Consider the following 14,181-nt stretch of genomic DNA (forward strand, 5'->3'; position numbering starts at 1 on the left):
ACTTGCATTGTTGTAACGCTCTTTCAAACCCAATTATTACCGCTCTGTAACCTTTTGAAACCCCCTTCATAAGGCCTTTTTTTAAGAATTGACGGAGATTTACTCAACCATTTCTTCAAATGTCAATTATGAAAACGAAAGTCCTCTTTCTGATTTTATGTGGTCTGTCTTTTTTCGATTCCCATGTACACCTTCACCATGGGCTGATCGGAATATAAATTCTCATTTACCAATAGATATTCTACGGAACCCATAAAATTACCTATGTCTAAAAGATCCTTTTTACTCACCTTATTCATCCTTATCCTAAGCTTTTTTGCCCCCATTATTTTATTCAGCCAAAACATGAGCATCAATGCCAATGGCCAATCCCCAGATCCATCCGCCATGCTGGACATCACCGCAACTGACAAAGGAATATTGATACCGAGAACCGATACCACCGTGGTCAATGCAGCTCATACAGCAGTTGCAAAAGGTCTGTTGATCTATCAAATTTCAGATGAAACCTTTTATTTCTATAACGGCTCTAAATGGATGGGAATCAGCGGAAATGCCAATGACCAACAGAAGGTCGATCAGTTTCAGCTCACCGGTAGTAACCTGACTGTCTCGCTCGAAAATGACAACGAAGCACCCAAAAGTGTAGACCTCTCCAGCTTGAATACCGACAATCAGAAAATCGATGCCTTTGCTCTGAGTGGAAGCAACCTCCAACTGTCGCTTGAGGATGATGCGGAAGCCACCAAATCCGTGGATCTATCCAGTTTGAATTCAGATAACCAGAAGATTGATGTGCTTTCCCTGAGTGGAACTAACCTCCAACTATCGCTCGAAGACGATGGGGAGAGTACCAAATCGGTCAATCTATCTTCCTTGCAAAACATCAGTCAAATTCGCGATACCGATGGTGATACCCGTATCTATACTGAAAAATCGACCGACGAAGATGTGATCCGGTTTCAGGCAGGTGGTACCGAATACCTCAATCTCTCCAATGGCCGATTACAGACCAGTAATACCGGGGGATCTGTTTTTTTGGGAGAAGGAGCCGGAGCTCTGGATGACCTGGGCAATAACCGAAATGTATTTATTGGGCACACCGCTGGTGCGATCAATACTTCTGGAGGCACTAATGTCGCGATCGGCTTTGAAGCACTTCGGTCCAATATTTCAGGATCCCTAAACATCGCTTTGGGAAGAGAGGCCGGCGAGACCAATAATGGGGGCAACAACATCTTTATGGGATTCCGGTCCGGACAACTCAATACCAGTGGAGGGCAAAACATCTTTATCGGCTATCAGGCCGGCCAGCAAAACGCCAATGGCAGTCGTAATATCTTTATTGGATCATTGGCCGGACGATCAGTAGGAGGGAGCAATATGCTCTTCATTGAAAGTTCCACTTCCGCCTCGAACCCACCTTTGATTTACGGTGAATTCGACAACGATATACTTACCATTAACGGCAACCTTCACGCCACCGGAAAATTCGGGGTAGGAACCACCTCCCCAACCACCGAACTGGATGTGAATGGGACAGTTCGCATTCGAGGAGGCTCACCCACAGCCGGAGCCGTTTTGGTAGCCAGCGATGCCAACGGAAATGCGACCTGGAGCAATCCCTTACCCGATGTAGGATACACCCAAACCACAGGTACCACCGGCTATACCAATGCCGACAATTTTCAGCAGGTTACCAATCAAGTAAGCGTAGTCGTCGAATCCGGAGATTTTGTCAAAATAGAAGGCCAGGTCACCGCCCGGCTCACCACCGGTAGCAACGATGACGAATGGGGCCTTAAAGCGGTTAGGACAGGTTCCTGTGGCTCATCCGATGAAAACCTGATCGAATTCACCCCTTCCGAAGACAACGATAATGACCACAGCAATTTCAGGGTGTATAATTACCTCGATTATTATGTGGCCGGGTGTAGTGGGACCATTAACTTTTCACTACAAATGCGTAATACCGGGGACGATGCCTGGGAGGTTCGGGATCGAACTTTGATTGTTACTGTAGTGCGGCAGTGAATTCGACTTTTGGGTTGTGTTTTCTTGGCCTTTTTAGTTTCAAAAAGTGTTAAAGTATTTTCTTTTTGTCACATTTATGCGACATTTGCACCATGAATACGAAAGATAGAATTATTCAAGCTGCTATTGAAGTATTTTCTGCTGATTATTCTGCTACTACCGAAAAAGTGGCTAATAAGGCAGATGTAAGCAGACGAACTCTATTGCGTTATTTTAAGAATAAGAAGCTACTTGTTTTAGAGGTAGCACATTCTATCATGTCTAACTACTACAGCAAGGTAAAAGCAGCACATGCTCAATCAGAAGATTCCCTGGTTCGACTTGAATTAATGTTTTATGGATCAATTGACTGCGGAAATCAATTGAATTTTTTACGGGCCTTAATAGAGCAAAATGAGATAGAGGACGATGATAGCATTTTTGATGACTTTGGAGATTTGTTTACTATTTTTTCTGAGTTATTTAGCGATCTAAAAGAAAGGGGATTGTTGTCTCCCCACGTAACCATTGGTTGGGCTGAATACGCGTTTCACGGGATGTCAGAAGGTGCGGTTATGGCATTAAAGTACGGAGCAGTTGCTGAACGTGATTTATATAAGATGGCCTGGAAATCTTATTGGAATAGTATAAAAAAGCATTAGAATTTTTTTTGCCTAAACATGTCACATTAGCGTGACATTAGACACTTAAAAGAGATGCAAATTGAAGGGAAACGATAAACAAGCACATAAAAAACGATTTAAAATATGAAAAACATGACAATCTCTCTAAAGGGTTCAGGCTCAGTTTTACTCGGGGCCTTGATTTTTCTTAACGCATGCGACTCTCCGTCACCTAAACAGGAGCCTAAAGGAATGGAACAGAAAGTTGAAACACCCCAAAAAGCAGCTCATTCCTCATCTTGGAGTTATGAAGGAGAAACCAGCCCTGAACATTGGAATGAAATTCTGGACCACTCGGAATGTGGCGGAAGCAGGCAATCGCCAATTAATATCTACACGGAAGAGGTAAGTATCGGAGAATCAGGCCTGGATTTTGACGCCTCTTTTTACAACGAGGAAACAGACATTGAATCCATTACCAATAATGGACATACCATTCAATATAATTTCGTTTCTGACAAGAATTATATGGTCTACCAAGGGGATAAATATGTGCTGAAACAATTCCATTTTCATGCTCCTTCAGAACACACACTTAACGGAGTAAGGTACCCCTTAGAAGTACATATGGTACATCATAATGAGGAAAAGAATGACTTTTTGGTCATGGGCTTTTTTGCCGTTCAAGGGAAACCTGATCCTGCCTTTGCATTTTTAGGAAAGTACTTGCCTATTCAGGTAGGGGAGACCAAAGCCATTGATAATGATGCTTTCGATTTTAGTCAAGCATACTCGGGAGTTGAGGGAGATGAAAAAGAAACCTTTTATCACTACAAAGGGTCGCTTACCACACCTCCCTGTTCAGAAAAGGTGAATTGGTTTGTTTCCGGAACCCCGGTTAATGCTTCATTAGAACAGATTAATATGCTTAAAGATCTCATGCCCAAGGATAACTACCGTGGAATTCAACCCTTGAATGACAGAAAAGTGATTGCCCAGGAGTTTTCGTGGGAATAGTTTATCCCTTCTTGTAATACCCTGGAAATTAATCGAATTCTAAGATATGGCTGGCTCGTGTGGAAAGCATAGGTCTCTATGAAAATGGTGGATTAATTCATCAAAGAAGATGGATACGACGAATTAACCCAACAACACCCTATCAAAATTCTGGTCGATACAAGGGTTGGTTTAAGCAGTTCATGGCCTTTCGGGAAGGTTGGGTGAATGTTCCTTCCATCAGGTAGGACAATTCCTTATCGTTCTTGAGTTTTCTGGCAAATCCGGCCCAAATGGGTAAGGCCGTTTTACTTCCAGCGCCTTCATTAAGGGACTTGAAATGAATCTCGGGGCTATCAGCTCCTACCCAGGCTCCTGCCGTAATTTGAGGAGTATAGCCAACAAACCAGCCATCGGAATGGTTTTGACTTGTTCCTGTTTTTCCAGCAATTGGACCATTAAGACTATACTCTGAACGCAAAGCACGAGCCGTTCCCACATTGACAACAGATTCCATCATGTTGGTCATTATGGCGGCTACATTGGGGGTAAAAAGTTCCGTTGCATTTTGAGCCTGATCCTTGTAGATCACCTCGCCAGTTGCTAATTGAATGTGTGAAAGGTATTTGGTGTGTACCCGTTTACCGTTGTTTGGAAAACAGGTGTAAGCATTTACCACATCATACAAACTAATATCAGGAGTGCCCAACGAAATGCTCCCAACTTCCGGAAGGTCGGCCCGGATGCCCATTTGTTTGGCAACGTTTAGTACGTCCCGGAGTCCAGCCCGCAACATCACCTGCACCGATATTACATTGAGTGACCAGGTCAGAGCTCCTTTCATGGTATAGGCTCCATGGTATCGATCCGATGCATTTCGCGGCTGCCAGTCATGAAACTGCCTGTAGGTCATCTTTTCGTTTTTGAAGTAATTGCAAATGTTTACTCCCTGATCTACGGCGGTGACATAAACAAAGGGCTTAAATACAGAACCTACCTGTCGTCTACTTTTTACATGGTCGTATTGCGAATATCCAAAATCCCTGCCGCCTACCCAGGCCAGTACTTCACCTGTGTTTTTTATACAGATAAACCCTGACCGTAGTCGAGTTAAATCCGATTTCGCCTTTTGAAGCATTGATTCTTCTACCAAGGTAAGTGGGCGATTATTTTTCAGTGCCCTTCCTATAGCTTCATATCCTGGATATCGTTTCAATTGAAGCAACTTAATGAGGGTGCTTTTTTCGTCCTCCCATCGCTCTTGCGACCATTCCTTGTTGAATAGTACTTGTAAGGTATCCAAGTGATCATTCATTGCCCTTTCGGCATAGTGCTGTATCCGTGAATCGATGGTTGTAAAAATCTTCAATCCATCAGTGTATGGGTTAAGGTTTAAATAATATTGACTGCCTCCACGGCCAAACATTTCTTTTACCGTTTCAATTATATGCTGAAGAAAGTAAGGGGCAAATTTGGATGGACGTTGATCACGGGCAAGGGAAAGATCCGTTTCAGCGGCAAGCGTATACTGTTCATGGGATAAAAACTCCGATTGAACCATGTTTCTGAGGACGAGGTTTCGCCTCAATTGGCACTCCATCGGATTACGCAGAGGATCGTATTGAGAAGTCCCTTTAAGCATCCCTACAAGCATCGCCATTTCCTGTATTTCCAGTTCGGATGGTTTTTTGTTGAAATAATACTCGGCCGCTGTGTAAATTCCAAAGGTATTGTGGCCAAAAGGTACGGTATTAAGGTAGTGCTCGAGAATCTCTTCTTTGGAATAGATTCTTTCCATCTTTATGGCTGTGAACCATTCCCGAATCTTATGCAAAATCAACACATCGTAATCGAAGGATTTTCTGGGAGTACGGTTCTTAACCAGTTGTTGGGTGATGGTACTTCCTCCACCCGCATGTTTGCCCATCAATAGGGTTTTGACCCCAACGCGCATCAAGCCTATCCAATCGACACCCTTGTGCTCATAGAATCGGATGTCCTCCGTAGCGATCAGGCAATGAATAAGGCTATTTGGCACATCTTCAATGGAAATGCATTGGCGGTTTTCCGAATAGATTTTACCCAATAAAACATGATCTGCACTGTATATTTCCGATGCCTGAGGAAGGCGAAAACTTTTTATGCTCTCATCTGAGGGAACCTGAAGAAAATAGCCATTCCAAAGCAAGGCAATGAGAATCCCGATCAAAATACCGGACCCAAGGAGGAATTTAAGAGCCAATTTGGCGAATCTGGCCATTTCTAAACAGTTGTTCCAAACATAGTGAAATTGAAGGGGTCTGGTGCAATGTGGCCATTCTTGCTTATCGGCAGATATACGGAAATAAGCATCCGCACAGTCGGTCTGGTTGCCGACGCACAATTACGCTCAAAGACTCGCTTTGACGTCCAAATCAACCACCTGTCCCATAATGGCCTTGCGTTATCCGCCCTTGAGTTCGGACAAGTTGTAATTTTGCTTAGGTTTTTAACCGTTTCATTCGGTATTCCTGGAATAGGAGGGGAGTTCTCCCCAAACGGTGCCGGGTCAACCGACTGCACTCCGAGTGAAGCGATCTCTGACTGAAAGGAAGAAACTAAGGGAGCTCACTGCAGGTAATTTAACTATAACGTCCTATTATAGGACAATTAAGGGTTTCTGTATTCGGAGGTGTCATCTCGGTTCCTTTTGTACGTGCGTGGGCGACATGGGTATGCCAAACTGAGCGCAGAGCGAACTTTCTCACGAACACCTTTGAAAATGAACAGAGAACGGGTGAGTAATTTGGTGATACGCTTGTGTGCGGTTGGCTCTTGATTAGCGGCACTTAGCCAAAAGACGTTAGCTCTATTTCGGAGACGGCGAATCTTCTTGCCCATCCTTTGGTGGGGAAGGGGATGGAAAATGTAAAGTATGGTATTTTTCCTTTTTGTAATTTTCGACATCAATTAATACCCTTGAGCTAAATGGAAAAACTGATTTCCCAGTCACTGGATCAATACTTTTCGGATTTTAAAGAATATCACCTGATTATTTTAATTGGTTTTACCGTGATAATTGCCTTGATTCAAATTATACAATCAATGTATGTATCCAAAAAAATTGAACGTTTTAAAAACGCCCTTAAAAAGTCAGAGATAAAATACTCAAAGTATAGCGAGCTCCAAATCACGGCATTGAGAAAAATTTACCACCTTTTGGCGAAATTTCAGCTCGCAAATAACCTGATATTCAATTCTGAGCCACATAGTATTGGACATACCAAGTTTAAAGAAAGAATTAACCAATGGATCAAACTCTATGTGGAAACGGCAAGTGAGTTTTCAAGGGAAAAATTACTTCTAACTCCAGAAATAAAAAAGGCATTTTCAGATACTATAGGCGATTTCGACGAGATTAAAAGTATACTTATCTATGAGGCTAATAGACTTGATTACTTTGAAATGGAACATCAGGGTAATTGGAATGCTATGTATGAATTTGAAGAATTCGAACTTGATGAAATTAATACAAAGATCAGTTCTTTAAAGGAAAAGGATTCAGTAAAGAAATCTAATACTCATATTAGGAATTTGAGAGAAGAAATAGAGCACCTATTTCACCGGATTAATCAATAAAATAGGAATGGATGAAGACTAATCTGATATTTGAACTTCTGGATGAAATGGGATTAAGTGAGACTTCATTTCCTGATAAAGTGATGGCTTGGAATATTGAAGAATTCAATGATTTTCATATTCGAATTAATGAAGCCATAGCGTATTCTAAAAATCGAAACACGGTTAATCAATACTCGTTTATCGCCAACACCCAAATGAGCGGAGGACCAGATCCATGCGCAATGATCGATTGTAGGCATAAAAATTTGGACTTACTTGCTCGAAATACGCTATTATATGCGGATAAAGTTTATCTCCAGAATTGGTTTGAGAGGTCGCATGAAATAGAAAGTATTAATGATGAACAAAAAATAAGTGTTGCGAACAGCATCGGGCTTTTGCATTACGTAAGGCCACTATTGGAAAAGGGTTACTTTGAGATTTGTTCATCCGAACATCACTTTTGTCCCTCATGTTATCAAGAATTGCTCGATTCTGGCTTAGAGGATTTTGAGAAAAAAATTGACCGCCTTGAAAAATATTTAGTCAATAAATATTTAAAAAAGGGAGTCTATACATTGGAAGAAAAAAATGGCCACGTCTTCATAGTTGCAGATGGACCATCTAATTTATTTGAACATCCAGCGTATGTGCACTACACAGATCAAATTCCAAAGGGCATTATAGAACTACTTGAATCTGGGAGTAAAGTTGAATTAAAAAAGAAAGAATCTTTGGCTTCAGGAATAATAAACTTTTTTGTTAATCAAATAATAGAGGATCTTCAATATCAAGACTATTATGGGAAAGTAGTCAATTCGAATTACCTTACTACTAGAGAAATAGATTTTAAGGCTCTTTCGAAGATAAATTCGAATAAGACTAACAATCTCAATGAAAAAGTACTTTCGTCTCTTTCACATAGTGTTCCGTATGTTCTTAATTCGGAGTTATCGAGTTTGGTGGAATTAAGAGAAAAAGAAGGGGAATCTTTCCAGGTATATAGAAATAGCATGGCCACTTTGTCAAAAGATTTGAGGAAGGAGACGGATGAAAAGGTTCAACAAGCATTGAAAGATGTTATCGAACCCGAAATATTGAAGATTAACAGATCAATTAAAAACTCAAAATCCTTATTAAAACAAGATCTTAGTATTGATGTTCTAATTGGTTCTTGCTTTGTTGGTGTTGGATTGTTCAGTGGTATTGTCCCCGCAAACATAGGTCCAATAATAGCAGGGATTGGTGGGGTGGATTTCCTTAACAAAGTAACAAAAAATGTGGTGAAATTAAATCAAGACCCACCTCAAATACGTGAGAATAACTTCTACTTTCTGTGGAAGGCCAGTCAACATGGATCCGAACTATAAGCTCAACGTAACAACTTCCGAATCTCGCTCAAATACAACCCGGTCATTTCCTTGATTTCCTTCTCATCATAACCTTTCGTTTTCATTTTGACTGCAATATCACGAGCTTTCTTCTTCTCAGCCCGTTCGCGCTCAATCTGAATCTTCCATTCCTTCAACTCAGCCTGAGCCGCACCCACAATCTCAAACTTCCCAGACCTCTGCAAACGCTCAATCTCACCTTCATCAGCCAAACTCAAAAACGCCTTCTCAGCGACCATGGCTTGACGGTCAAGAATTGAACCTAAAAAACAACTGCCAAATAGGAGAAGATAACCGCAAAAAGACCGCAAACCGCAATTGTTAGCTGAAATGGATTGTTTTTAGGAAGATATCCTTTGTGAAAAAACCATTTTAGGCATTCTAAAACAATCTTACATATCCAACCGGTCATGATCACTGACAAAAAAAACAGAGTTGGGATAAAAGCAGTATGCATGACCCAAAAATATACTCCAAAGTGTAGGAGTTTACCTTCAGGAGATTTAGCGATTAGTACGTTAAAAACTTCGAGAATAGTTAGACTTTCTTCAGTATACAATAGTCCAAAAAACAAAGAGAATATGGCTAGGATAGTAGCAATGAAAAGATCTAATAATATGAATAACGGAAGTAAAACCTTGCGAAAATTCAGGGACTTTTTAAGTAGGGCATAGGTAAAGATTAAAGTTAAACCGTCTGAAAAAAAATTTGATATTAGCATTTGCCAAGTACGGGGTATGTGATCTAATGGGTATAAAATGTGACCTATTAGAAATGACAAAAAAGTCAAACTAAAACTACCGGCAACAAAAAGCCCTATCATCGGTTTAATAAGGCCCATAAATGAATAATAATTTATCATGCTAGGGCCATCATGAAAAGTTGGATATATTTCACTTACAAAGAATCTAAAATGCCAAATCCAAATAGGAGGAGCAATTAGAATGATTAATACTGTTGACCAAATGAACGATAGGCTAATAGTAAGTTTAATTATCAAAAACGTTGAATACAAGCCTGTTATCATAAATAACATTATAAATATCAGACCCGGAGGTATCTTAAGTAGATATTCTTCTATCGGCTTATGGTTTAAATGAAACCAATGATACACAGCAAAAACCAAAACGAATATTAATCCAGCTAAAACAGAATAAAATGAAAATCCCCAGACAACAAAATGTAGAATCAACGTGGTAGGGTGTATGAATAGGTAAAACAGTGGAATAAAGTCATTGCTTTCAATAAATCTTGTAAGGCGATTGTTGAAAAGAAACTTCGGATAAATTAATTGGCGAATTATATTGGTAGGTAAAGATCTAAAGGGACTTTCATCAATTAGTATCCATGACTTTTTGAAAAATAATCTTAAACCTTCAAAATTCTGAGACGAGCTATTTTCGACAATTTTTAATATGGCTCCAAACAATGCGAACAAAAAAGCCGTAAAGCCAAAAAAGGTACTTATTGATATCATTATCTAATTACAACTTCCGAATCTCACTCAAATACAACCCGTCATTTTCTTAATCATCTGCTCATCAAATCCTTCGGCCTTCATTTTCTTACCGACTTCGATAGCCTTATTTTTCTCACCGCGCTCACGCTCAATTTGAAGTTTCCATTCTTTGAGTTCTGCTTTCGCAGCATCCACAATCTCAAACTTCCCGGATTTCTGCAACCGATCAATTTCACCTTCATCAGCCAAACTCAAGAATGCCTTCTCCGAAATAATCAAATGATCAATCACCTCCACATTCAACAACCGACCAACCTTGATGATCTTATCCGTAAAATCCAAATCCGATCGGGAAGGGGAGACCTCGCCCGAAGGATGATTATGAACCAGAATCAACTTAACCGCCAATTTGTAGATCGCCATCCTAAAAATATCAGGTGGATCTGCATTGACACGATTCACCGCACCCAAACCAATTAGCTCGATAAACAAGACCTTGTTCTTGTTATCCAAACCAACCACCCAAAAGTGTTCCTGGTTACGCCGGATTTTGTTTTCACGCAACAGGACTTGCTGCATGATTTTGTAGATGTCGTCTGAGTTCAGAATCTTAGTTTTTTGAGTTAAGGTTAAGCGTACATTCATAGCAAATATAGGTTGATTGAATGAAATTAGTTTCGGTTGAAAATATAGTAACTAAAATACGGAAATTCGGCACGAAACCCAAGTATATCAAAGGATTGCTACAATGATTGGCAAAGAACTTTCAGATCACATTTCTGTTAAAGAGCAGACCATTACAAAAGGCTTTTTTTATGCTAATTAAGAGATTCGTTTTTTCTTAGGCTTAACCGCATTTGGCAATCCAACGGTCCTATTATCGTAGTAGTTATCTATGTTTCGTTTATAATTCACAATGCTTATATGTTGGTTCTCTTTTTCATCACCAAGAGGGAATTTTCCTTCTAAGAAAAATCCGAGCATATCAATTTCATCGGAAAATGTGATGTCATTCCTTTCATATAATGCTAACCTATGGGAAAGGTAATCCTTGAAATCCTCTTCACTTTCAATGAGTTCGGCAAAGACCATTAGATCATAAAGTGAAACAATCCAACTCCATTTATAAGCAGGGTCAATTAATCCCGCATTAACCAGGTATTTTAGGTTAGCTGATATTGCTGAAAAGTGCTCAAGTGTTACCGAGATTTTATGATAATTCTTGATCTTGCTTTTGTCTATTGTAAGCTGTTTTCCAACACCGTCTTCAGTATAGCTGAAGTTAGCTGATTGATTTTCTTGAATATATCCTAAAGCTCTATGGCATTGATAAGACCCTTCACCAATTGTTTCCGAAATTCGATCCTTTAGACCTTTTAATGCGCCTCTACGCTGCTTGGTGTTAAGTTCTCCAGCTTTTACTTCTACGATATAAACGGTGTCATTTGATACGCCGAGAATATCCAATTCTGTTGATTTTAGCTGGCCATTATCAATAAAATCATACTTCAATGAATGATAGAAATTAGCCGTTGGAGCAATCTTTTCGAATAGTGATTTTACTTTTCTCTCTAAGTAATTATCTCTTGAGTTTTGGTTTGAGTTTCCCTTATAACTATGTTCATAATAAACTGAATCGGCATCTTTGATCATTCCTTCCACAATTCCAAACAGGTTTCTAAAAGGTAAAGACATAGAGTAATGATAATATCTGCCCTCATCCTTTATTAGTGGTTTGAGCTTTATTATTGAGTCATTTAGAGGGAATGCTTTGAATTTAGGGGGGGTAAGAAAGTTCTGGTTCTCATCAAATTCACAAGAAATTCTATCAAAAATTTTCAACTCGGTGTCGGTTTCAGGGATTACCCAAAATATTGTCTTAAAACTGGCAATTCTATCCAGACTGTGGCTAGTGACTTGATTTGGTGATTCAGGATCATAAAGATCTGGATTAGCTTGAGTGAACTGTTGAATGAAATGCATACCCGTTTCGATCATTTTTCTTTGCACTTCGGCTTCACCTACATTTTCCATCCATCTTTTAAGTCTTTCATGGGATTGAGTAGCACCAAAAGGGTTTCCAACTTTTGAATAAACGAGATTGTCGAGTTTCAATATGGTTTGCAATATATCGTTGCTACCAAATCCATAATATTGAATTAGGAATCCGTCATGTGGTGTGAAAACTTCTTTAAAAACCTCCATTATATGGATTTGATAACCGTTTCCTCTAACGTTCATTGTATCGGTCATGATACTTGTTCTGAGCCAATGGTCAAATTGATCACCATCTTTAGGTATCTCTGCGGAAATTTCCCAGAAATTGACGTTAGTTTTGATCTTTGATAGTTGGTTAAATATTGACTCGAGATCAGCCTCGGTAGGAATCAAATTTGCATTGTTGTTGCCAGAAGCAAGGGAAATGCTCATGGCATATTCGAGAAGTGTTTCAATCTCATCGTCTTCTTCAATACTATCTTCATCAATCCTCTGCGGGGAGCTGTCTGTATTTGCTTGAAGAAAAGTACTGTATAGGGTAGGAGTCGATTTGATTAGTTTAGACCCTAACGCCCCAAGAACATAATGTTTGTCGTATTGATTTATGAGGGAGATTAGAGTTCCAATTTCTGCCTGAATCCACTCTAAATATCGGGGTCTGTCTTTACGGGCTTCGTTTATAGCATGTCTATAATTTTCGCGAATTTCTTCAGGAATCTCAATGTAGTGCATTTAAAAAGAATTTAAGATTGAAAGAGTTATATAAAACTAATCTGTTTCGCAAATTCTTGCACACTGACTAATAAGGTAATGTGTTAACTTTTTTAAATTCAAATGCTTATTTTAGAGTGACAACCAACAACACAAAAAATGCCAGAACTAAACACCCATTTCACCGATTTAGTCATTGAAAGATTAGAAGCTCATTCCATTCCATTTGAGGTAATCGACAAAGAGAGTGGGGGAGTAAACCTCCAAATAAAGGGTAGTGATAATGCAGTGAAATACCTGACTGTCGAACCGCTTGATTTAACCCAACAACGCTTCCTCAAAATCCACAAAACCAACTTCCCCCATGAACAAGCCCAAAACCTCTGGATTGCGCTGATATTAACAATGGACGATATGAAACCCGTCATTTATCTGATTCCAATAACGGTATTTGAAACCGAAACCCAGATCTTCAAAAACCACGACATCGAACCACACACATTCGCCAGCAACTGGGAGATTCGGGTATTTACCAACGGAATCCAGGAACTATGTCAATACGCCTTAGAACATCAGATTAAGCACCTAATCTGAATTTCCAGAGACGAAAATATTATGTTAAGTAGAAATCTAAAAGGAGCGCGTTGGCCCGGGCGAAAATGGCGGGCGTGCGCTGGATAAGGTCGCTGCAAGCGGGCTGCGGGCCGAGCATTTTTTCGTCCTTGATTTTTTCTTTGGTTCGTTTCTTTTGTATCAAGACAAAAGAAATGCACTTCCACAAGCTTTAGAATAATCAGGCGTGCCGCTAGGCAGAATCACAAGAGCAGCCAACTTAAACGAACCAAAAACCAACCAACATTAAATAAATCTTTCTGAGAATCGCTCAGAATCATTTAAACCGATCTACCGGCCATAACAGCCAAAACCTACGATCTCAAATTTTGAGTATTCTGTACGAATCCCTGAATCAAAACGAAATATCGAATTCTCGTGCAGATATAATTTAGCGCAGGCCGAGGAGGCTGGATTGGTGCCTTAAAATATTTGGTTATCGCAGCCAAATGATTTTATAAACCAATAGCGTTGGTGTACGGCAATTTAACATAGCGACTAATTATAGGACAACCATATTGGTTGACGAGATTTTAAAATTCAGATGTGCGGCTGGGAAAATTCTATTTATAGCGAAACGCTATTTAGCATAGTATCCATTATAGTTGACAAAAGGCTCCGATTTAAAACCGGATTTGTTTTAACATAAAATCATTGCCGTTATCGAACTAAAGTCCGAGAACTGATTTTATGTTAACCGCGTGGCGGCCACAAATCCTATATACTGGCAGAGTCAATAATTCAGCCCCTTTGTCCTATAATTAATATTATGTTAAAT

The 14,181-nt window shown here is 39.7% G+C and carries 11 protein-coding genes; 6 read left to right on the plus strand and 5 right to left on the minus strand.

The features are described from left to right. Nucleotides 1–264 precede the first annotated feature (264 nt). From KFE98_17710 to KFE98_17720, 3 genes are all read left to right on the plus strand, one after another. Entirely contained in the window at nucleotides 265–2,034 is a 1,770-nt protein-coding gene (locus KFE98_17710; GenBank protein ID UTW61827.1) for a hypothetical protein, read from the plus strand. Between the two features lie 92 nt (nucleotides 2,035–2,126). Next, entirely contained in the window at nucleotides 2,127–2,675 is a 549-nt protein-coding gene (locus tag KFE98_17715; protein UTW61828.1) for a TetR/AcrR family transcriptional regulator, read from the plus strand. A 213-nt stretch (nucleotides 2,676–2,888) separates the two neighbouring features. Further along, complete coding sequence (locus tag KFE98_17720; GenBank protein ID UTW61829.1) at nucleotides 2,889–3,653, plus strand: carbonic anhydrase family protein; 765 nt, start codon at nucleotides 2,889–2,891, stop codon at nucleotides 3,651–3,653. 142 nt (nucleotides 3,654–3,795) lie between these two features. Here the strand turns inward: KFE98_17720 and KFE98_17725 are convergent, their stop codons facing one another. Further along, complete coding sequence (locus KFE98_17725) at nucleotides 3,796–5,892, minus strand: transglycosylase domain-containing protein (protein UTW61830.1); 2,097 nt, start codon at nucleotides 5,890–5,892, stop codon at nucleotides 3,796–3,798. A gap of 707 nt (nucleotides 5,893–6,599) precedes the next feature. Here KFE98_17725 and KFE98_17730 point away from each other — a divergent pair. Further along, complete coding sequence (locus KFE98_17730) at nucleotides 6,600–7,250, plus strand: hypothetical protein (protein UTW61831.1); 651 nt, start codon at nucleotides 6,600–6,602, stop codon at nucleotides 7,248–7,250. An 11-nt stretch (nucleotides 7,251–7,261) separates the two neighbouring features. Then, nucleotides 7,262–8,602 (plus strand): hypothetical protein, encoded by a 1,341-nt coding sequence (locus tag KFE98_17735; protein ID UTW61832.1) that lies wholly within the window; start codon nucleotides 7,262–7,264, stop codon nucleotides 8,600–8,602. Between the two features lie 2 nt (nucleotides 8,603–8,604). Here the strand turns inward: KFE98_17735 and KFE98_17740 are convergent, their stop codons facing one another. The 4 genes from KFE98_17740 to KFE98_17755 form a co-directional block, all read right to left on the minus strand. Next, nucleotides 8,605–8,862 (minus strand): hypothetical protein, encoded by a 258-nt coding sequence (locus tag KFE98_17740; protein UTW61833.1) that lies wholly within the window; start codon nucleotides 8,860–8,862, stop codon nucleotides 8,605–8,607. Nucleotides 8,863–8,885: 23 nt separating this feature from the next. After that, complete coding sequence (locus tag KFE98_17745) at nucleotides 8,886–10,100, minus strand: hypothetical protein (protein ID UTW61834.1); 1,215 nt, start codon at nucleotides 10,098–10,100, stop codon at nucleotides 8,886–8,888. A gap of 27 nt (nucleotides 10,101–10,127) precedes the next feature. Further along, nucleotides 10,128–10,727: a JAB domain-containing protein gene (locus KFE98_17750; protein ID UTW61835.1), complete on the minus strand. Its 600-nt coding sequence runs from the start codon at nucleotides 10,725–10,727 to the stop codon at nucleotides 10,128–10,130. A gap of 177 nt (nucleotides 10,728–10,904) precedes the next feature. Next, on the minus strand, nucleotides 10,905–12,812 hold the full coding sequence (locus KFE98_17755; protein ID UTW61836.1) for a hypothetical protein: 1,908 nt from the start codon (nucleotides 12,810–12,812) through the stop codon (nucleotides 10,905–10,907). Between the two features lie 138 nt (nucleotides 12,813–12,950). Here KFE98_17755 and KFE98_17760 point away from each other — a divergent pair, with 138 nt between their 5' ends. Further along, nucleotides 12,951–13,385 carry a hypothetical protein gene (locus KFE98_17760; protein ID UTW61837.1) on the plus strand — a complete coding sequence of 145 codons (435 nt, stop codon included), beginning with the start codon at nucleotides 12,951–12,953 and terminating at the stop codon, nucleotides 13,383–13,385. Nucleotides 13,386–14,181: the final 796 nt, after the last annotated feature.

Source organism: bacterium SCSIO 12741 (genome assembly GCA_024398055.1).
In the GTDB taxonomy this organism is placed as follows: domain Bacteria; phylum Bacteroidota; class Bacteroidia; order Flavobacteriales_G; family Salibacteraceae; genus SCSIO-12741.

Excerpts from the sequence above, each read along its gene's own strand:
- KFE98_17710 (UTW61827.1), top strand. The coding sequence starts at position 265 with ATGTCTAAAAGATCCTTTTTACTCACCTTATTCATCCTTATCCTAAGC.
- KFE98_17715 (UTW61828.1), top strand. The coding sequence starts at position 2,127 with ATGAATACGAAAGATAGAATTATTCAAGCTGCTATTGAAGTATTTTCT.
- KFE98_17720 (UTW61829.1), top strand. The coding sequence starts at position 2,889 with ATGGAACAGAAAGTTGAAACACCCCAAAAAGCAGCTCATTCCTCATCT.
- KFE98_17725 (UTW61830.1), bottom strand. The coding sequence starts at position 5,892 with ATGGCCAGATTCGCCAAATTGGCTCTTAAATTCCTCCTTGGGTCCGGT.
- KFE98_17730 (UTW61831.1), top strand. The coding sequence starts at position 6,600 with ATGGAAAAACTGATTTCCCAGTCACTGGATCAATACTTTTCGGATTTT.
- KFE98_17735 (UTW61832.1), top strand. The coding sequence starts at position 7,262 with ATGAAGACTAATCTGATATTTGAACTTCTGGATGAAATGGGATTAAGT.
- KFE98_17740 (UTW61833.1), bottom strand. The coding sequence starts at position 8,862 with ATGGTCGCTGAGAAGGCGTTTTTGAGTTTGGCTGATGAAGGTGAGATT.
- KFE98_17745 (UTW61834.1), bottom strand. The coding sequence starts at position 10,100 with ATGATATCAATAAGTACCTTTTTTGGCTTTACGGCTTTTTTGTTCGCA.
- KFE98_17750 (UTW61835.1), bottom strand. The coding sequence starts at position 10,727 with ATGAATGTACGCTTAACCTTAACTCAAAAAACTAAGATTCTGAACTCA.
- KFE98_17755 (UTW61836.1), bottom strand. The coding sequence starts at position 12,812 with ATGCACTACATTGAGATTCCTGAAGAAATTCGCGAAAATTATAGACAT.
- KFE98_17760 (UTW61837.1), top strand. The coding sequence starts at position 12,951 with ATGCCAGAACTAAACACCCATTTCACCGATTTAGTCATTGAAAGATTA.